Consider the following 20,534-nt stretch of genomic DNA (forward strand, 5'->3'; position numbering starts at 1 on the left):
CTATTCACCATCAAGCCCACGAATAGGCTTGATCGTTCCCCACCCCTTACATGAAGGGCAGTGCCAATACATTGAGTGTGTTGAGAAACCACACTGACGACAACGATAATGAGGCTTAACCTTAAGTTGTTCACCAACCATAGATTGAAGTGTGGTTAAGCTGTCTTTCGCACGACCTTCTTCTGCTTCCGCTAGGTGATAATCGATTAATCGATAAAAACCCTTCATGGTTGGATTTTTGACAAGCTGCTTTGTTAGTAGCTCTTGAGCAGAACCAACATCTTCATGATGAGCAACCAATTGAGCGAGCATCAGTTCAGCGGACACACCAGCTTTATTCTGAATACAAGCTTTAAGGAACTCGACCAATTGAGCCTCTTGCCCAAGCTTGTGGTAACACTCAGCAAGGGTTGGCAACACCTCACTAATAAAGTCGATATCTTGCTCGAGTACCGATTCCAAACAATCGATTGTCTTTTGGTAGTCTTCGTTCGCTAAGTGGAACTTGCCTAGAGCAATGCTAGCACGGACACATTTAGGGTCTTCAGAAAGTGCCTTTTTGAAATGCTGAAGCGCTTTAGAACGATTACCATCGGCTTGCTCTTGCATCGCAAGTTCACACCAGAAATGTGCAACTGTCGCACGCATCTTCATTTTCTTCTTACCGAGCTTAACTAGGATATTTCCGTAATGAATAGCCTTGTTCCACTCTCGAGTTTGCTGATAAATAGCAACCAACTGTTGTAGAGCACCCTCTTTGTGATCGGGTTCTTCTACAAGCTGTTCAAAGATTTTTTCGGCGCGATCAAGAAAGCCAGAGACCATATAATCTTTAGCTAATTGTTGTAGTGCGAGGTTTTTCTGATCGAGAGTAAGCCCCGAACGAGAGATAAGATTTTGGTGAATACGAATAGCACGGTCTACTTCACCTCTTGAGCGGAACAAGTTGCCCAAAGCTAAGTGAGTATCGATGGTTTCATTGTCTACTTGAAGGAGTTCAATGAAGTGATCAACCGCTTTGTCAGACTGATCTGACAGTAATAGGTTCAAACCCGTCACGTATTGACGGGAAATCTGGTGTGATTGTTTCTGTTTTTCTTGCTGAGCATTACGATTACCCATATACCAACCGTAAGCGGCGGCAATAGGTAAGAGCAAGAACAGTAACTCTAACATCAAATAAGACCTTTAAGCTTTGGTATCAGCAGCTACCTGCTTTGATTGCTTATTGAGTTGTTTCTTCAAACGATGAATTCTCAGTTGAGATCGCATGTGCATATTGCCGAAGACTAACCAAGCAAGACCAAAACCTGAAACGAAGACAACACCTAATAAGCTTGATAGGTGGAAGTCACCTTGCGCTAGCAGATAGTTGAAATTCACACTTGTTTGGTTTTGAGAGCCTAAAGCCAGTGCAATTAGGAAAAGTGCGATAACGGCGACTATTTTTATAATTTTCATAGTTCATCACTCATTGGTTAGTTAGCTGTACGATTATGCAGGAAAATTACTAATCAGACCACCATATTATGGTCATAAAAAAGCGGCATACATTATAGTATGCCGCTTTTCTTAATTCCGATAAGTAGTCTACAGTCCTGAGTTTACTCGTTCGCGTAGCTCTTTACCTGGTTTAAAGTGAGGAACGTATTTGCCTTCCAACTCAACCTTGTCACCAGTTTTAGGATTACGTCCAACACGAGGTTCACGGTAATGCAGAGAAAAACTGCCAAATCCGCGAATTTCGATTCGATCACCACTTTCTAGTGTTGAAGCCATGTGCTCTAAAATGTCTTTTACAGCGTCTTCAATTTCTTTTGCAGAAAGGTGCGTTTGCTCAGCGCACAGTCTTTCAATCAATTCAGACTTAGTCATAGTTACCCTCGTTGGTTTTCTTTTTAGAAATTATAGACCTATCGGAAAAATAAGCAAAAAAAAAGGAGCCTTACGGCTCCTTTCTTGGCTATATAGCTATAATTCTCTTAACGAGAAGCTATTATTCGCCTTTAGCAGCTTTGAATGCGTCTGCCATTGCGTTACCGAACGCGCCTTCATCAGACTTGTTCAGTGAAGCCATTGCTTCTTGCTCATCAGCTTCATCTTTAGCTTTGATAGATAGGTTGATTACGCGGTTCTTACGGTCTACACCAGTGAACTTCGCTTCAACGCTGTCGCCAACGCTTAGGATTAGAGATGCATCTTCGATACGGTCACGAGAAACTTCAGAAGCGCGTAGGTAACCCTCAACGCCTTCGATTAGCTCGATAGTAGCGCCTTTCGCGTCAACTGCAGTTACAGTACCGTTTACAAGAACACCTTTCTTGTTGTCAGCAACGTATGCGTTGAACGGGTCGTTTTCCATTTGCTTAACGCCAAGAGAAATACGCTCACGCTCTGCATCTACTGCTAGAACAACAGCAGAGATTTCGTCGCCTTTCTTGTATTCACGTACAGCTTCTTCGCCGGCAGCGTTCCAAGAAATGTCAGATAGGTGTACAAGACCGTCGATACCGCCTTCTAGACCGATGAAGATACCAAAGTCAGTGATAGATTTGATCTTACCAGTAACTTTGTCGCCCTTAGCTTGCATTTCTGCAAATGACTGCCATGGGTTAGCTTTACACTGTTTCAGACCTAGAGAGATACGACGACGTTCTTCGTCGATATCAAGAACCATAACCTCAACTTCGTCGCCAACATTAACAACTTTAGAAGGGTGGATGTTCTTGTTAGTCCAATCCATTTCAGAAACGTGTACTAGACCTTCAACGCCTTCTTCGATTTCAACGAAGCAGCCGTAGTCAGTTAGGTTTGTAACACGACCAGAAAGCTTGTGACCTTCAGGGTAACGCTTAGCGATTGCTACCCATGGATCTTCGCCTAGTTGCTTAAGACCTAGTGAAACACGAGTGCGCTCACGATCGAACTTAAGAACTTTAACTAGGATTTCGTCACCAACGTTAACGATCTCTGATGGGTGCTTAACGCGCTTCCAAGCCATATCTGTGATATGTAGAAGACCGTCAACACCGCCAAGGTCAACGAATGCACCGTAGTCAGTAAGGTTCTTAACGATACCTTTAACTTCAGTACCTTCTTGTAGAGTTTCAAGAAGTTCGTCACGCTCAACACTGTTTTCAGATTCGATAACAGCACGACGAGAAACAACAACGTTGTTACGCTTCTGGTCTAGCTTGATTACTTTGAACTCTAGCTCTTTGTTTTCTAGGTGAGCAGTGTCACGGATAGGACGTACGTCTACTAGAGAACCTGGAAGGAAAGCACGGATACCGTTAAGTTCAACAGTGAAACCGCCTTTAACTTTACCGTTGATGATACCAACAACAGTTTCAGCTTCTTCGCAAGCTTTCTCAAGTACGATCCAAGCTTCGTGACGCTTAGCTTTCTCACGAGAAAGTTGAGTTTCACCGAAACCATCTTCAACAGCGTCTAGAGCTACGTCTACTTCAGCACCAACTTCAACTTCAAGTTCGCCAGCAGCGTTCTTGAATTGTTCAGCAGGGATAGCAGATTCAGACTTAAGACCAGCATCTACAAGAACGAAACCGTTCTCGATAGCTACTACAGTACCTTTAACGATGCTGCCTTGTTGGAATTCAGTTTCAGATAGAAACTCTTCAAAGAGTTGAGCAAAAGATTCAGTCATTATTTAATCTTCAATAATTAAACGTCCATGGGTATCCTACCGCATGGGGTTGATAAATTCGCCGGTCATCATCCTTGCGACCAACGTTCGTACTAGCTCGGCGAAATTACCCAGCCAGTTTCGATTCAATATAGTGTAGTGCTTTTTCTACTACCTGCTCAATATTCATTGAGGTGGAATCAAGCACTAGAGCATCCTCTGCAGGGCGAAGTGGCGCCACTGGGCGATTACGATCTCGGTCGTCTCGCTCTTGGATCTCGCTCAAAAGGTCGTCAAATTTAACATCTAACCCCTTCTGTTGCAACTGTTTAAGGCGGCGACTCGCACGCTCTTCAGCACTTGCATCTAAAAATATTTTCGCTTCAGCTTCAGGGAACACAACCGTTCCCATGTCACGGCCATCAGCTACCAAACCAGGTGCCGCGCTGAATGCGCGTTGACGACGAAGCAGAGCTTCACGAACGCGAGGTAAAGCGGCCACTTTTGAAGCTGCCATGCCGGTTTCTTCTTTGCGAAGTTCACCAGACACATCTTCACCTTCTAGGATAACCTTAACTAAGTCGCCTTCAGCAATAAACTGCACGTCTAAGTGTGTCGCAAGCGGTACTAAAGCATCTTCTGATTCAGTATCCACACCATGGTGAATTGCCGCTAAAGCCAATACGCGATAGATCGCGCCTGAGTCTAGAAGATGAAAGCCTAGCTTATCTGCTAGCAACATACACAGGGTACCTTTACCTGCACCACTTGGTCCATCAACCGTAATCACTGGGCTTTGAGAAGGCATCTTTTACTCCACGTTTTGTCGTAAGTTTTATTCTGTACTAGCGATTCGCCACTACTTTATAGGCGGCATATTATAGAGAAAAATTGGAAGTCGAGCGAGGTAAATCTCAGATAATTCGGAGTTGATGATGCATAAACCAATGCAACCAGCCCAATATCCGTTTGCTTAGGTCAATAAGACACGCACGCGCTTTTCGATAGCGCACTTTTCGATAGATAGAAAAAAGCCTCGCAACAAGCAAGGCTCAGCGGTGTTCTGTAAACAGCTCAAAGAAGCTTAGCCAATAATAGCTCGAACCGCTTCTAGGTCTTCAGGCGTATCAACACCAGCAGCAGGCGCCTCTTCTGCAACTGCCACATGGATTTTTTCACCATACCAAAGTACACGTAACTGCTCTAGGCACTCAATACGCTCAAGAGTACTTGGTTCCCAATTGATATAGGTATTGATAAAACCCGCACGGTAAGCGTAGATGCCAATGTGACGAAGCAGTGGCAATTCCGCTGCAGTACCGTTGTTCGCGTAAGCATCGCGATCCCAAGGAATGGTTGCTCGACTGAAATACAAGGCGTAACCGTCTTTATCGGTTACAACTTTAACGGCATTAGGGTTAAACACTTCATCAGCATGAGTGATTTCCACACCGAGTGTTGCCATCGGAGCTGTACTGTTCGCAAGATTGTTAGCAACCTGATTAATGATCGCTGGTGGGATAAGTGGCTCATCACCTTGAACATTCACGATAATATGATCATCAGGAATCTTCATAACTTCAATCACTTCAGCTAGGCGTTCAGTGCCCGATTCATGATTCGGAGATGTCATACAAACGGTCGCGCCAAATGCTTTAGCCGCTTTTTCAACTCGAGCGTCGTCGGTAGCGATAATAACGTTATCGGCACCCGCTTTCATTGACTGTTCGTATACCCATTGAATCATCGGCTTTCCACCAATGTCAGCAAGCGGCTTCCCAGGTAAACGGCTCGATTGGTATCTCGCAGGTATAACAACCGTATAAGACATTACTTACCCTCATCCATTGAAACGGTGCGAGCTTCAGGTTCTAAAAGAACAGGAATACCCTCTTTAATTGGGTAAGCAAGGCGATCAATTTTACAAACAAGCTCTTGCTTATCCTTGTCAAAAGTTAGTTTACCTTTACATACAGGGCAAGCAACGATCTCAAGTAGACGGTGATCCATAGTATTCCATAACCTCTTTTATTCTTTTTAAAATTTGCTGTTGCGAATCTTCATCAAACTGCGCAGAAACTGGAAGATACCACCAGTTATCTTGAGCATATTCTTCGCATTTTACAGCGTCTTTTTCTGTCATAATCAGATTCATACCTTTCTTAGCTAAGGCATGAAGTTCATCTTTATCAAAATCTTGATGGTCGGCGAAGCCCTGTGTGAAAACCACATCACCATCAAGATCTTCCAATGTTTTAAAAAAGCGTGGTGGGTGACCAATACCAGCAAAAGCCACCAACTTCTGTAGTTCTGCTACCGATATTTTCTGACCAGTCTTTAGGTTAACGGCTTGGCTTGGTAGCAAAGACATAGAGAACTCTCGTCCTTGCACTTTACCGCCATTGTTAACCAAAAAGTCTACGTCATCTAAACGAGATATAGGCTCTCTTAACGGGCCTAAAGGAATTAGGCATTCGCTACCAAAACGTCTAGCACCGTCGATAACCGCAAATTCAATATCACGTTCAAGTGCATAATGCTGAAGGCCATCATCCGTGATGATGACATCAACCCCTTCGTTCAACAAAGCCTTTACCGCGTTTGCACGCACAGGATCGACAGCGACAGGCGCACCGGTTCGCTTTCGAATTAAACGAGGTTCATCGCCAGAGTGTTCAGCAGGCGTGTTTTCATCCAATACTAACGGGTAGCTTGGCGCTTTTGCCCCATAACCTCGAGAAACCACCCCAGGCTTAAAGCCGTTAGCTTGAAGCACCTCAACTAACCAAATCACAACCGGAGTTTTACCATTGCCACCAGCGGTAATATTACCAACAACAATTACTGGTAAGGGCGGACGGTAGGTCTCTTTTTTACCGGATAGATAGGCGTCACGTCTTTGACCGCTGATCATTTTGAAAAGCAGACTCAATGGCCACAGTAGCGGCCAAAGAAGGTATTTTAACGGATGATTGTTAAACCAAATCTTTTCGATCACAACAAGGCCTAATCTTATCCGCTGAACTGAATTCGGTGGAGTTGTGCATAAGCGCCATCATGCGCGATTAGCTCCGCGTGTGCACCTCTTTCTACAATACGACCATCATCAACCACTAAGATCTCATCGGCTTGTTCGATAGTAGAGAGTCTGTGAGCGATAACCAATACTGTCTTGTCCTTTTGCAGCTCTTCTAACGCAGATTGGATCGCTCTCTCTGATTCAGTATCCAAAGCCGATGTAGCTTCATCAAGAATCAATACTGGAGCCTCTCTTAACAACGCTCTTGCAATAGCAATACGTTGTCTTTGGCCGCCAGATAGGCTTGCCCCATTCTCACCAACAATCGTATCAATGCCGTTTTCCATGCCTTCGATAAATTCAGTAGCATGAGCAAGCTTAGCCGCGTGTTCGATTTGTTCGCGAGAATATTTAGCTTCTGCTGCGTAAGCAATGTTGTTGGCTACCGTATCGTTAAACAAGTGTACATTTTGAGAAACAAGCGCAAAGTGCTCACGTAGGTTTCTCAATTCGTAATCACGAATGTCGTGGCCATCAAGTTCGATAGAGCCTGAGTCTACATCATAAAAACGAGTAAACAGGTTCGCAATGGTACTCTTGCCCGAACCTGATCGGCCGACAAGTGCAACGGTCTTACCTTTCGGTATATTAAAACTGACCTTATCAAGCGCTGGTTTCTCAGCACCTTGGTAAGTAAATGTCACATCTTTTACTTCGACTTCACCCGCTACGGTTTCAGGCTTCAACGTACCTTTATTTTGTTCCGTATCTAGATCCATCAAACCAAATAGGGTCGTACTCGCTGCCATACCGCGTTGGAATTCAGACGTCACATTGGTTAAAGCTTTAAGGGGGCGCAGTAAGCCAAACATCGCGGAGAAAACAACTGTAAACGTACCTGCTGTTAGCTCAGCTTTAATTGAATCAACACTCGCTAGATAAAGAACAACAACAATCGCAATTGAGGCAATCATCTGAATAATTGGGTTAGCGGCAGCTTGAGCCGTTACCAGCTTCATGCTTTGTTGGCGCATCTGGTTGCTAACGGTATCAAAACGGCCTCTTTCTAGCTCTTGACCACCGTAAGTTAGAACCACTTTATGACCTTTCAGCATTTGTTCTGCTGAAGAAGCAACATGTCCCATGCTGGTTTGCATGTTCTTAGAAATTTTTCTGAATCGCTTTGATACAATACTAATTGCCCAAGCAACAAAAGGAGCGACAGCAAATAGAACTAAAGACAACTGCCAGCTATTCCAGAACATCAGCGTCAGCAAGCCAATGATGCTGGCACCTTCACGCACAATACTCACCAAAGCTTTACTGGTCGCAGCAGATACTTGTTCTGAATCGTAAGTAATTCGAGATAGCAGTGCGCCCGTCTGCTCTTTATCAAAGAAAGAAACAGGCATGTGCATAAAGTGGCTAAAGATCTTACGACGAATTTCCATGACCACATTGCCAGAAACCCAACTGAGGCAATAGGTTGAAACAAAACCACTGACGCCACGAACAAACATCATAACAAATATAATAATTGGAAGTGTACGTAGGAAGTCAGACTCAGCGTTACCAAAACCTTCATCAAGCAGAGGCTTCAGTAGAGAAATCATATAGGTATCAGAGACGGCATTTATAATAAGCGCAATAACCGCAACACCAAGGCCGGCCTTATACAGTCGAATATAAGTCCAAAGTCTTTTAAATGTGACCCAGGTAGTTTCATCTGTTTGTGTTGACATAGAATCGCTTAATTTTCTCACAATAATCTATCTATTCTACTCCCTTACGAAGCATCTGCCTATACCACTGCCTGCCTTGTTGTTCTCTAATCGTATGATATTTCCAACCTTCCTTGCTGATAGTGATGGTTATTTGTCCGCTTTCTCCGGTATCAAGCCAAGCACCACCCGTTTTATGATAACGTTCAATCACAGATTTGCTGGGCATTCCCCACTGATTACCTTTAGCCAAAGAAGCGATTGCTAACTGAGGTGAAACTGCCTCAATAAACGGCTTAATCGACGACGAATTACTACCATGATGCGGGACAAGCATCACGTCACTCTTGAGCCGCCGACCTTCACGAGCAAGTAGCCACTCACTTACCCGTTCAATATCACCAGTGAGCAACATCGAGAACTCAGAATTGGGCTCAAAAATCCTGACCACACACGAATGTGGGTTGTACGCCCTCTTTACTCTTTGAGGTGGCCATAAAACCTCAAACTCTAGACCCTGCCAGTTCCACACCTCTCCAAAAGTACATGTTTGGATATTCGACTGAACTTGAACAGTCGATTGTGTTTGTTGATTGATATTCTGACTGGCTCTTATCCACTTAGGATTGTAGTTTTCAAGTAACGCCGGATAGCCACCAGCATGGTCAGAATCGAAATGACTCACTATCACACCTTCCACCTCATGAACTCCTCTCTGATTCAAGGTGGGAATCAGCAAGGATTCAACAATCGAACCTCCCTGCCACGCGTTGCCGAGATCGTAAACAACGACCCGATTGTTCTTTTCCAAAACTAAAGACAACCCATGCCCAACATCCAAGATATCGATTGTTAATTTGTTTTGCTGCTTACCGAACTCCCACCACAGTACAAACACTGCAATGACCAATATTGATAGTGTTCGTTTGAGATATCGGCTGACGAACCCGAAAAATAAGATGAGGAATACAGACAACGCCATACTGTGATTATCAACTTGAATCCAAAATCGTTCAGAGAAAGGAAGGCTATATACGAGAGGATCAAGCGACAAGTCGACCAACATCCATAGCTGTTCAGAAAAACCATTGCTTAACGCTGTCAAACTCATCACCTCAGACACTGACTCCAATATTAAGCTAAGTAACATCGCAAGAAACAGCAGCGGGATCGTCACTACTGATACCCAAGGCAAAAGGAGCAAGTTGTAGAGAACAGAGACTAGACTCACCCCTTTGAAAAACAGTATCGAAAAGGGAGCAATAAGAAATGTCAGCATCAGCTGAATCTTGATGAGCTGCAGCAATCGATCGATAAGAGTGGCGTTTGAAGATGATGGCCGACTATTCAAGGCAATATAAATAACGGCACCCAACGCACCAAAGGATAGCCAAAAGCTGCTCGATAATGCTGAAAACGGCCAAATCAGCAGAACCACGCACAGGCTTAAGACGACATACCGAAGCACACTGATATTTTGCCCACGCCACAAGAAATAGCTCGCGATAATACACATCACTAAAGCTCTCAAGGTTGGCAGCGTGAATCCAGCAAACCAACTATAGAAATAGGCTAAGCCGAGCCCGAATATTGTGGGAAACCAAAGAAATGAAGGTGAGAGTAACCTGAATACCTTTCCTACCTGATAGCCGATACCAAAGGCAATCCCAATATGCAGCCCCGAGATAGCCATCAAGTGAATCAAACCACTGCTTTTAAGCAAATCCCAACGCTGAGGATGAATAAGGTCTCGATAACCAAAACTCAAAGCCATAATGAGGTCTTGATTTGCTAACTCACTTAACCTTTCAAGACGGTTTTCAAACCAATGAGACCGCATGTTGGTATTGGTGTGAATTCGATATTGGGTATCGGCTCTGTAAGTTGCATTGGCAACCACACCGGTGCTAAACAAATACTTTTCTAGATCAAAGCCTGCTTCATTGAGTTTACCCCACACTGGTTTTATTGAGACTGATAAATAGACATCATCCCCGAGCGTCAACTTAAAAGGAGTGAACAAACGCAATTTTATCAATTGGGGAAAGATTAATTTTTCGCCGCCAATTGATCTGGCTACTATTACGCTTTCAAAACCGTGGCTATTTTCACTAAAAAGGCTAACAACCGAAGCATTTATGGTAGTATTCTGCCCTGATTGGAATAAGCGACTCGTTTGTATTTCAATCACATTCCCTAGGCAGATAACTAGTATCAATGCTGTTGCTAGACCTCTTGCACTCCGGAAAACGCTATACTTTGTTGATGCTAGCAGTAACAACAGCATCAATGGTGCCCAAACCCAATGTGGCATCACAGGCCAGAAGCTGGCAGACACAACTGTCGCAGCAAATGAAATCAAGAACCAAGTGTTAAACAAGAGAGTAGCTTCCTCCTATGCCAAGAAAGTTTATCAAACGATTTATGCCTGACCATGAGCTAATCAAGCGTCAGAAAGCATTGAAAGTTTTTGGCAATGTTTTGTACAACCCCAACTTATGGTGCCTTAATCGTCGCTCTGCGGCTGGTGCGTTCGCTGTTGGGTTATTCATGGCGTTTGTCCCTTTACCAAGTCAAATGATTATGTCTGCAGGTCTTGCGGTCGCATGTGGTGTTAACCTACCACTGTCTGTCGCATTGGTTTGGATCAGTAATCCTGTGACTATGCCGGTGCTGTTCTACTTTGCTTATAAAGTAGGCGCGTTTGTGATGCATGTGCCACCTCAAGCCTTCCATTTCGAACTGTCTTGGGATTTCATCTTGGCGCAAATGAGCACCATAGGACCTCCGTTCCTGCTGGGTTGTCTGATTTGTGGTGTGGTTTCTGCAATGGTTGGCTACTTTGGTATTCGCGGGTTATGGCGTTACTCAGTAGTAAGAAGCTGGAAGAAGCGACAAGCAAGGTACTGAACGACCGTTCCTTGTTATTCAATCTATCCTTGTATGCGCTTCACTTAAAACGTACACAAGTTAAAATCAGATAAGCCACTGAACTCTGCAAGATTGACATGTAACGAAAGTTGTAAAGAACACGAATTGAATTCAATAAAAAAGGATCCCATCAGGGATCCTTTTTTTGTTTATGCCGTTAGTCTATCGCGCAACGTGACGTATTACTTAGAGCATTACTTCGAAAATTACTTCGAGCTAAGCACCGAGGCCGGGTTTAGCTTAGCCGCTCGTGAGGCTGGATACCATGTCGCCAGTAAGCTCAACACAATCGCGGTACCGGAAACCACAACAACATCCGTCATATCAAGTTGTGATGGCAAGAAGTCGACAAAGTAAATATCACCGGACAAGAATTGATGATCGACCAACTTTTCGAGCCCTTTGATAAGCGTAGTGAGATTAAGCGCCACCAAGACACCTATCGCACTCCCGACTAAGCTGCCTAGCACACCCGAGAATACGCCCTGCCAAACAAAGATACGTTTTACAAGGCCGTCTGATGCGCCCATGGTTCTTAAGATCGCGATCTCCGATGCTCTGTCTTTGACTGCCATCATTAAGGTCGAGACAATATTGAAACAAGCAACACCAATAACCAGTACCATCACCAGATACATAATGGTGCGAACCAACTGAATATCTCGATACAAGAAGCCAAACTTCTGTTGCCAGCTTCGTAGATACACATACACATCAAGCTGATTACCCACTTCACGCACAATAGAGTTCGCGTTCAGCACATCGGTCACTTTTAAAGAAACTCCGGTTACTGCCTCGCCTAGGTTTGCATAAGCTTGAGCATCACCAATCGGGATTAGCGCCAAGCTGTGGTCTATCTGGCCATTAAGCGTCAGTAAGCCAACCACTTTCACTCGAACTCGTTTTGGCGCCTGAACTTTCACAGAACCGTTAACCGTTGGAATCATCAAAGTCAGATAGTCACCCACTTTCGCCCCCAACACGTTAGCCACACCAGAACCTAAGATGATTTGTTGTTGCCCTGCTTTAAACTCACTCCAAGCTTGTTTATCGATAAATTTCGATAGGCTTGATACCTGTTGTTCAAGTTGTGGATCAACACCGCGAACTTCAATTGCTTTGAGTTCTTTGCCCTTTTCAGCAAGCGCGGTAATTTTTACATAGGGTGCTGCAGCTACAACTTTATCATTTTTCACCGACTGCTCAATCACGTGCTCCCAGCGAGTCACTGGTTCATTTACACCCTCGAATTCACCATGTGGAATAACGGAAAGTACACGCGACTCTAGCTCTCGCTCAAAGCCATTCATTGCAGACAAACCGATAATGATCACCGCCACACCAACAGCGATACCAATCGTCGAAGACAAAGAGATGAACGACACCATTTTGTCTCGCTGTTTCGCTCGGCTAAATCGGCCACCTATCAATAGAGATAAAGAAGAAAACACTTAGCTCTCCTCTTTTTCTACGTTGACCAATAAACCATCTTGCATGTGAAGCTGGCGATCCATCTTACTTGCAAGTTCACCATCATGAGTTACAACCAAAAAGGCCGTGTCGTACTCGCGGTTTAGTTCACGCATTAAGTCGTAAATAGAAAGTGCGGTGTTGTGATCAAGGTTGCCGGTAGGCTCATCCGCTAACACCAAAGCAGGTTTATTCACTAAAGCTCGAGCAATCGCCACACGCTGCCTCTCACCACCAGAAAGCTCTGAAGGTCGGTGGTCAACACGATGACTCAATCCAACTTTATCCAACAGACGTTGCGCCTCTTCTTTTGCTTTAGCTGGCTTTTCACCACCAATCAGCAGCGGCATTGCCACATTTTCTAACGCTGAAAAGTCCGAAAGAAGATGATGGAATTGATAAACAAAGCCAAGATGCTGGTTGCGAAGCTTCGCCTGCTTATTTGAGCTCAAAGATGCTAAGTCTTGTCCGAGAAAGCTCACGCTGCCATCAGACGCATCATCCAATGCCCCTAAAATATGCAATAACGTACTTTTACCGGAACCAGAGGTACCAATAATAGCGACTAGCTCACCCTTTTCGATTTCAAAGCTGACTCCCTTGAGAACCTCAGTATCTAACGAGCCTTCACGGTACGTTTTACGGATATCATTACATTGAAGAAAATTACTCATAACGAAGGGCCTCAGCAGGTTTCACAGACGATGCACGATAAGATGGGAATACAGTGGCAATCAAGCTAAGTGCAATAGCCAGAACCACAACAACGGCGATTTGAATTGGGTTAATTAAAATTGGCAACTGTCCACCAAATGAAAACAGAGCAACACCCATCGCCTCTAAAACAGTATTGAGGTTCATCGCTAGAGCAACGCCTAACACGCCACCTGATAGGGCTCCAATCACGCCGCTACTTGCACCTTGAACCATGAATATCCCCATAACTTGACCATCGGTCATGCCTTGGGTTTTAAGAATAGCCACTTCAGACTGCTTCTCCATCACCACCATGATAAGTGCCGAAATAATATTGAAAGCAGCAACACCGATGATCAGCCCAAGCATTAAGCCCATCATATTTTTTTCCATTCGAACGGCCTGGAATAACTCACCACGTTGGTCTCGCCAATCACTCCACAACCAACCTTCAGGTAACGGTTGATTAGACAGTTTCGCCACTTCAAACGGGTCTTCAAAGAACAAGCGCCAGCCTGAAATGGTATCGGATTTATAGCGCATCAAACGCCCAGCATCTTTAATATCTGTCACCATCAGTTGAGCATCAATATCAGAACCTGTATTGAAGATACCGGCTACCGTGAAATTTCGTTGGCTAGGAATACGTCCGAGCGGTGTGTATTGACTGGCACTGGTCACCATCAGGCGAACTTTGTCACCCATAGATACCTTCAAATTTCTCGCCAAGGTATGGCCAAGAAATAGCTGATACTGGCCCGCTTTAAGTGAAGACAATCTACCCGCAATCAAGTGGTTCTGAAGAGGGTCATCTGAATTAGGTTCAATGCCGATCAACAGACCTGCTGATAACTGGGCAGGACTTTGAATTACCGCTTCGCTGCGAACAATAGGTTCAACGTGACCATTGAGCGACATTTGCTCTGCAAAATTAGGCGCTTGAGCAGAAAGTGACGTAGTGCCCCCTTGCTCGTAAACGACGGCTTGAGGAAGGACACCGAGAATTCGGTCTTTTAACTGCGCTTCGAATCCATTCATTACCGATAAAACAGTAACTAAAGACAGCACACCAATGGTGATACCTGCCGTCGACATATAAGAAACAAAACGGCTAAAGCGATCACCTGAACGACCTTTCAAATAGCGCAGGCCAACAAACAACGAAATAGGATGAAACATACTTTGAACCATCTAAAGGGGATGCGGGTTAATGTAACGGGTATTGCTGTTACTGTGTAGGGGTTAATTGAAAATATAGAGTGAATTAACTCAATTAGTTAGGCTTGAAAAACAGAACCTTGTCAAATAGCCAACTTTCAAACAACTATTTGAGACTTTCAATTAACTGACCTTGATTACTGCGGCCACATAGCGATAATCAATAGATCACTTCAAGGAACTAACGCATGACAGAACAAGAGTTTTTCACCGTTCACCACAGCCTTACCGCTAATATTGAGCCAATGGACAGTAACTTCGCTTTACCTTCTCAAATTCAATTCGAATCTGAGATCCCTGCCCCGTTTGTCGTGGCAAGTGAATTTAGCCAATTGGATCTATTAGCCGACAGTGCTCGCAACGAACTGAAAAACAGCGACTTGAAGAATGTCATCAGTTTATTGGATGCACAGAACTCTAAATTAAACCTCTTGTTGAGCTTTATGTTATCGCAACAAGATGATGAACAATTTCGTACCCACACATATTCATTTGGCGCGAGTCAGTTCTCTTGTTTTTCCAAAACAGATATCGAAGCGGGTCGCTTAGTTAAAGCCAAGCTCTTTATCGAGCACCCTGCCGCCGCTATTTATTGCTACGCGGAAGTCTTCGCTAGTGAACCTAAAGATTCAGGTTTCGAAATCAAATTCAAATATGCTCATCTTCGTGATACTGACCAAGACTTGCTGATCAAAGCTGCGCTTCATCAACAACAAAAGCTCTTACGTCAACGCTCTCTAGAACGAGATAACAAGTAAATAGACATGACAAAACAATCCATTTTTACACTACCTAAGCTCAAAGGTGCCGGTGATAAAAAACACATCGGTAACCTAGTTGGTTCATCTCTCGCGCTTGCTATCGCTAGACTTGCGGAGCAGCATAACAGCCATACTTTACTTGCAGTGCCCGACCCTCAAATCGCACTCAAGCTTCAATCAGAAATTGAGCAGTTTACGTCACATGAAGTGGCACTATTCCCTGATTGGGAGACACTGCCATACGACAGCTTCTCACCACATCAAGAGATTATTTCTGACCGTATAGCCCGACTATATGCATTGCCAACGTTAAAAGATGGCATCACGATCGTTCCGATCAGCACGCTACTACAGCGTCAGTCGCCGCGTGACTTCTTGTTGCAGCACACCTTAATGGTGAAAACGGGCGATCTGTACTCGTTAGAGAAGCTGCGTCTTCAACTTGAAAAGTCTGGCTATCGTTACGTAGACCAAGTGTTTGGCCCGGGTGAGTATGCGAGCCGAGGTTCAATTCTCGACTTGTTCCCAATGGGCAGCAAAGACCCGTATCGTATCGACTTCTTCGATGACGAGATCGACACCATACGTACTTTCGATCCTGAAAATCAGCGCTCTATCGAAGACATCTCTGAGATCCGTTTGCTGCCAGCTCACGAGTTCCCAACTTCTGAAAGTGCTATTGAAGATTTCCGCATTCGCTGGCGCCAACAGTTTGATGCGCGCCGTGAACCAGAATCGGTTTATATGCAGGTTTCAAAAGGCACTTGGCCCGCAGGTATTGAATACTGGCAGCCGCTGTTCTTCGACCATACTGAAACCTTGTTTGATTATGTTGCCGACGAAGCGCAAATCCTCGTTCTAGGTGATGTCGAGACTGCGGTAGATTCATTCCTAACAGACGTTTCTCATCGATACGAACAACGCGGTGTTGACCCGTTACGACCACTGCTGAAACCTGAACAACTTTGGCTACAAAAAGATGAACTGTTCGCACATTTCAAACAAAAACCACAGGTCAATCTGAGCTTAGATTCAATTGAAGAAAAAGCCGGACGTACCAACCTTCCGGTTGTGTCTCTGCCTGATCTCAGCGTTCAACATCAGAATAAAGAACCTTTGTCTAACCTAAGAAAGTTCACTGAAGCCTTCGACGGCAAAGTGGTCTTTTCGGTTGAGTCTGAAGGCCGCCGTGAAGCACTGAGTGAATTGCTTCGAGGCATCAAAGTACGACCAAGTGAAGTTGAAAACCTCGACGCGGCGATTAAAGGTAAAGATAAGTTCACCCTGATCCTAGGTTCTGCTGAGCATGGCTTTATCCACGAAGAGCAAAACATCGCCCTTGTCTGTGAGAGCGACCTGTTAGGTGATCGCGTTGTACAACGCCGTAAGAAAGACAAGAAAAGCGTTAACAGCGACACTGTAATTCGTCACTTAGCCGAACTTAAACCAGGTCAACCTGTGGTTCACATTGACCACGGTATTGGTCGTTACATCGGCCTGCAAACACTTGAAGCGGGTGGCATGAAAACAGAATACGTAACGCTTGAGTATCAAAATGATGCCAAGTTATACGTACCTGTTGCTTCTCTGAACTTAATCGGGCGCTACTCTGGCGGCGCTGAAGATTCTGCACCACTGCATAAGTTAGGTGGCGAAGCATGGCAGAAAGCTCGTAAGCGCGCCGCAGAAAAAGTCCGTGACGTTGCAGCCGAACTGCTTGATGTTTACGCCAAGCGTGAGCTTAAGCCGGGTTACAAGTTTGTACTCGATCGTGGCCAATACGCGACCTTCAAATCTGGCTTCCCGTTTGAAGAAACGGATGATCAAGCAATGGCCATCAATGCCGTTATGTCAGATATGTGCCAAGCCAAAGCCATGGACCGTTTGGTGTGTGGTGATGTTGGCTTTGGTAAAACTGAAGTCGCGATGCGCGCAGCATTCGTTTGTACCGACAACAGCAAACAAGTAGCCGTGTTAGTTCCAACCACCCTACTTGCTCAGCAACACTTTGAAAACTTCCGAGACCGTTTCGCGAACCAACCGATACGTGTCGAAGTACTGTCGCGATTTAAGTCAGCTAAAGAACAAAAATTGATCATGCAAGATGTTGCCGACGGTAAGGTCGACATCTTAGTGGGTACTCACAAGTTACTTTCAAGTGACCTTCAGTTTAAAGACCTTGGTCTGTTGGTTGTCGATGAAGAACACCGTTTCGGTGTACGCCAAAAAGAGAAAGTGAAGGCGATGCGCGCGGATGTCGATATCCTCACGCTAACCGCGACACCGATTCCGAGAACGTTGAATATGGCAATGAGCGGTATGCGTGACTTGTCGATCATCGCCACACCACCCGCACGACGCTTAGCAATAAAGACTTTTGTCCGTGAGAGTGATGACGCGATAGTCAGAGAAGCGGTACTGCGTGAAATCATGCGTGGTGGTCAAGTTTACTTCCTGCACAACCAAGTCGACACGATTGAAAAGACGGCTGAGTCACTGCAAAAACTGATTCCAGAAGCGCGTGTCACCGTTGCCCATGGTCAGATGCGAGAGCGAGAGCTAGAACGCATCATGAATGACTTCTATCACCAGCGTTTTAACTTGCTAGTGTGTACAACCATCATCGAAACGGGTATCGACGTACCAACGGCAAATACCATCTTAATGGACAGAGCCGATAACCTTGGTTTAGCGCAACTGCACCAATTGCGTGGGCGTGTGGGTCGATCTCACCACCAAGCTTATGCCTACTTGCTAACACCTCCCCCGAAAGCAATGACCAAAGATGCCGTCAAGCGATTAGACGCCATTGCTTCACTTGAAGACTTAGGTGCAGGCTTTACGCTAGCAACCCATGACTTAGAGATTCGTGGTGCAGGTGAACTACTCGGTGATGAACAGAGTGGTCAAATCCAGTCGGTTGGCTTTACGCTTTACATGGAGATGCTTGAACAAGCGGTTGAGGCATTAAAAGAGGGACGAGAGCCATCGCTTGATGACCTACTGCGTGAACAAACTGAAATTGAGATGCGCCTGCCTGCACTGTTGCCTGATGACTACATCCCAGACATCAATACACGTTTGTCTACCTATAAGCGTATTGCGAGTGTGAGTGACACCGACGAATTGGCCGAGTTGAAAGTCGAGCTAATTGATCGCTTCGGCCTTCTACCTGATGCTACCAAAAACTTGTTGTCAGTTTCTGAGCTAAAATTAGCCGCGGCGTCAATCAAAGCAAAGAAAATTGAAGCTCACGATAAAGGTGGATTCTTAGAATTCTACCCAGATGCTGACATAAACCCGGCCTACCTTGTTAAACTGTTGCAATCTCAACCGCAAAAGTTTTCAATGGAAGGACCAACAAAGTTCAAGTTTACGATACCATTGGTCGACAGACGGAAACGAATTCAATTTGTTAGTGATTTATTGGGCGAATTCAGACAGAACTTGCTGCCTTCAGCATAAGATCCAATCCACTTGCACATATAAATTATCCAGCCGATAGATCGGTTGGAAGACGGAGTAAAAATGAAAAGACTGATCCCACTGCTACTATTGTTCGTCTCACTGCCAAGTTTGGCACAGAGACAATTTGATATAGAAGTGATCATTTTTAAGCGTGCTGTTGATGCAGAAAAAGTGAATGAATCTTGGCCTAACACACAGCCTAAGATTTCACTTGAGCGCGTTGGTTCATTTCAAGACACCCAATACCGAGCAAAGAAAGGCGTACAAATGCTGCCTTACTCGGAATACAAGTTAACGCCTCAGAAAGACAAGCTACGTAAACACGCTGGTTTTGAAGTGCTAATGCATACCGCTTGGCGTCAGGGCGACCAAGGTAAGAGCTCGGCACCTGTATTCCACATTCAAGCAGGTAAAGATTTCTCTAAAGACTTCAACGCTGACGGTTCAGAGAAAGGTGCAGTAACTGCAGCAAATACTGATGGCTTCAAAGAAGAGACCATTGATAAGCCACTGTACGAATTAGACGGCAAGCTACAAATCTACGTTCAGCATTACCTCTATGCTGAAACAACATTGGATTTAAAAGCGCCGAGCGTTCGTGAAGTGACTCTTCAAGAGCAACAAATCGAGCTAGATTCACCAGTAAGTGGCGCCGAAAGCAATGTTCAAGTGGGCAACCTCACTGAGATTTCTCCCACGGTTGAAGTGGAAGAGTTCCTTAAGAGCTACCGCATGGACCAAAAACGTCGTATGCGCAGTACTGAGACTCACTACCTTGATCACCCGCTTCTTGGCATGGTGATTCAAGTTCGACGCGTGGCGCAGTAAGTTACTTGCCGATTCGGCTATAATTATATAAATAATTCAATACGCCCTCCATTGTGAGGGCGTTTTATTACGCGGTACTTACTATCCTTATCTACACGTTACTTGGTACGTCCTATGAGCCCTGACTTTCAGATCAATACACAAAATCTCAGCCTCAAAATTATTGAAGCCTCAGGCGCTCAAGAATTTTCGCAGCTGGTTAAGTCCTCCCCGAGTTTATTGCCATGGCTCGACTGGTGTCATAGCGAGTTTTCTATCATCGAGGCCGAGAAATTCATTCTGGCGACTCGCTTAAACTGGGTTAAAGCCGAAGCGTTTGGCTTTGGTATCTTCGAGCGAAAAAGCGATAAGTTAGTCGGTATGGTGGCCATTAATGAGCTTTACCACACCTTTAACATGGCAAGTTTAGGTTATTGGATAGGTGATGAATTTCAAAGAAAAGGGATAGCCAAGGAAGCGATGATTGCCTTATTTGAATTTTGCTTCGCACTGCTCAAGTTAACGCGTTTGGAGATTGTCTGCGATACAGAGAACCTACCTAGCCAAAAGCTGATCGAGAAATGTGGCGCTGAACGTGAAACCATTGCTAAGAATCGCTTTACCTTTAACGGTAAGCCGAAAGACGGCGTGGTTTATTCCGTGCTACCTCCAACCTCTTAACAGCTTAATAGCTTAATAGCTTAATAGCTTAATAGCTTAATAGCTTAATAGCTTAATAGGGTAACAATCCGTAACAACACGTAGTCGACACAATCAAAAAAGAGCTCCGAAGAGCT

At 44.8% G+C, this 20,534-nt stretch carries 18 protein-coding genes; 5 read left to right on the plus strand and 13 right to left on the minus strand.

From position 1 onward, the window contains the following. From lapB to AACU28_RS19220, 10 genes are all read right to left on the minus strand, one after another. On the minus strand, positions 1-1,176 hold the full coding sequence (lapB, locus tag AACU28_RS19175; RefSeq protein ID WP_004734543.1) for a lipopolysaccharide assembly protein LapB: 1,176 nt from the start codon (positions 1,174-1,176) through the stop codon (positions 1-3). A 12-nt stretch (positions 1,177-1,188) separates the two neighbouring features. Further along, positions 1,189-1,461, minus strand: a complete 273-nt coding sequence (locus AACU28_RS19180; RefSeq protein ID WP_004734544.1) for a LapA family protein — start codon at positions 1,459-1,461, stop codon at positions 1,189-1,191. 129 nt (positions 1,462-1,590) lie between these two features. Next, positions 1,591-1,875: an integration host factor subunit beta gene (gene ihfB, locus AACU28_RS19185; RefSeq protein WP_010439923.1), complete on the minus strand. Its 285-nt coding sequence runs from the start codon at positions 1,873-1,875 to the stop codon at positions 1,591-1,593. Between the two features lie 121 nt (positions 1,876-1,996). After that, positions 1,997-3,667: a 30S ribosomal protein S1 gene (gene rpsA / locus AACU28_RS19190; protein WP_017057038.1), complete on the minus strand. Its 1,671-nt coding sequence runs from the start codon at positions 3,665-3,667 to the stop codon at positions 1,997-1,999. A 106-nt stretch (positions 3,668-3,773) separates the two neighbouring features. Beyond that, the gene (gene cmk / locus AACU28_RS19195) at positions 3,774-4,454 is read right to left on the minus strand and encodes a (d)CMP kinase (protein ID WP_017060237.1); all 681 of its coding nucleotides are present in this window, start codon (positions 4,452-4,454) and stop codon (positions 3,774-3,776) included. A gap of 276 nt (positions 4,455-4,730) precedes the next feature. Continuing rightward, on the minus strand, positions 4,731-5,477 hold the full coding sequence (gene kdsB, locus AACU28_RS19200) for a 3-deoxy-manno-octulosonate cytidylyltransferase (protein WP_102488189.1): 747 nt from the start codon (positions 5,475-5,477) through the stop codon (positions 4,731-4,733). Further along, on the minus strand, positions 5,477-5,656 hold the full coding sequence (locus tag AACU28_RS19205; protein ID WP_004736429.1) for a Trm112 family protein: 180 nt from the start codon (positions 5,654-5,656) through the stop codon (positions 5,477-5,479). The genes kdsB and AACU28_RS19205 overlap by 1 nt, the downstream gene beginning before the upstream one ends. Further along, positions 5,637-6,644 (minus strand): tetraacyldisaccharide 4'-kinase, encoded by a 1,008-nt coding sequence (lpxK, locus tag AACU28_RS19210; protein WP_017083250.1) that lies wholly within the window; start codon positions 6,642-6,644, stop codon positions 5,637-5,639. The genes AACU28_RS19205 and lpxK overlap by 20 nt, the downstream gene beginning before the upstream one ends. Before the next feature lie 14 nt (positions 6,645-6,658). Continuing rightward, on the minus strand, positions 6,659-8,407 hold the full coding sequence (msbA, locus tag AACU28_RS19215; protein ID WP_004736248.1) for a lipid A ABC transporter ATP-binding protein/permease MsbA: 1,749 nt from the start codon (positions 8,405-8,407) through the stop codon (positions 6,659-6,661). 31 nt (positions 8,408-8,438) lie between these two features. After that, positions 8,439-10,766 (minus strand): DNA internalization-related competence protein ComEC/Rec2, encoded by a 2,328-nt coding sequence (locus AACU28_RS19220; RefSeq protein WP_121603439.1) that lies wholly within the window; start codon positions 10,764-10,766, stop codon positions 8,439-8,441. A gap of 17 nt (positions 10,767-10,783) precedes the next feature. Between AACU28_RS19220 and AACU28_RS19225 the strand changes: the two genes are divergently transcribed. After that, entirely contained in the window at positions 10,784-11,296 is a 513-nt protein-coding gene (locus AACU28_RS19225; protein ID WP_017078948.1) for a DUF2062 domain-containing protein, read from the plus strand. Positions 11,297-11,523: 227 nt separating this feature from the next. Here AACU28_RS19225 and lolE read toward each other — a convergent pair whose 3' ends face one another. Genes lolE through lolC form a run of 3 tightly spaced genes read right to left on the minus strand, consistent with a single transcriptional unit; the run spans position 11,524 to position 14,662 of the window. Beyond that, the gene (gene lolE, locus AACU28_RS19230; RefSeq protein ID WP_076676706.1) at positions 11,524-12,768 is read right to left on the minus strand and encodes a lipoprotein-releasing ABC transporter permease subunit LolE; all 1,245 of its coding nucleotides are present in this window, start codon (positions 12,766-12,768) and stop codon (positions 11,524-11,526) included. Next, positions 12,769-13,461 (minus strand): lipoprotein-releasing ABC transporter ATP-binding protein LolD, encoded by a 693-nt coding sequence (gene lolD / locus AACU28_RS19235; RefSeq protein WP_102500356.1) that lies wholly within the window; start codon positions 13,459-13,461, stop codon positions 12,769-12,771. Beyond that, positions 13,454-14,662, minus strand: a complete 1,209-nt coding sequence (gene lolC / locus AACU28_RS19240; RefSeq protein WP_121603440.1) for a lipoprotein-releasing ABC transporter permease subunit LolC — start codon at positions 14,660-14,662, stop codon at positions 13,454-13,456. The genes lolD and lolC overlap by 8 nt, the downstream gene beginning before the upstream one ends. Before the next feature lie 227 nt (positions 14,663-14,889). Here lolC and AACU28_RS19245 point away from each other — a divergent pair, with 227 nt between their 5' ends. The 4 genes from AACU28_RS19245 to AACU28_RS19260 all read left to right on the plus strand — a co-directional run bounded on the left by AACU28_RS19245 (position 14,890) and on the right by AACU28_RS19260 (position 20,418). After that, positions 14,890-15,459 carry a hypothetical protein gene (locus AACU28_RS19245; protein WP_009847150.1) on the plus strand — a complete coding sequence of 190 codons (570 nt, stop codon included), beginning with the start codon at positions 14,890-14,892 and terminating at the stop codon, positions 15,457-15,459. Positions 15,460-15,465: 6 nt separating this feature from the next. Continuing rightward, complete coding sequence (gene mfd / locus AACU28_RS19250) at positions 15,466-18,927, plus strand: transcription-repair coupling factor (protein ID WP_121603441.1); 3,462 nt, start codon at positions 15,466-15,468, stop codon at positions 18,925-18,927. 63 nt (positions 18,928-18,990) lie between these two features. Continuing rightward, positions 18,991-19,758 (plus strand): peptidoglycan binding protein CsiV, encoded by a 768-nt coding sequence (locus AACU28_RS19255; protein WP_017086100.1) that lies wholly within the window; start codon positions 18,991-18,993, stop codon positions 19,756-19,758. A 114-nt stretch (positions 19,759-19,872) separates the two neighbouring features. Continuing rightward, positions 19,873-20,418, plus strand: a complete 546-nt coding sequence (locus AACU28_RS19260) for a GNAT family N-acetyltransferase (protein WP_121603442.1) — start codon at positions 19,873-19,875, stop codon at positions 20,416-20,418. Positions 20,419-20,534: the final 116 nt, after the last annotated feature.

The organism is Vibrio sp. SBT000027, assembly GCF_963894355.1.
GTDB lineage: Bacteria > Pseudomonadota > Gammaproteobacteria > Enterobacterales > Vibrionaceae > Vibrio > Vibrio splendidus.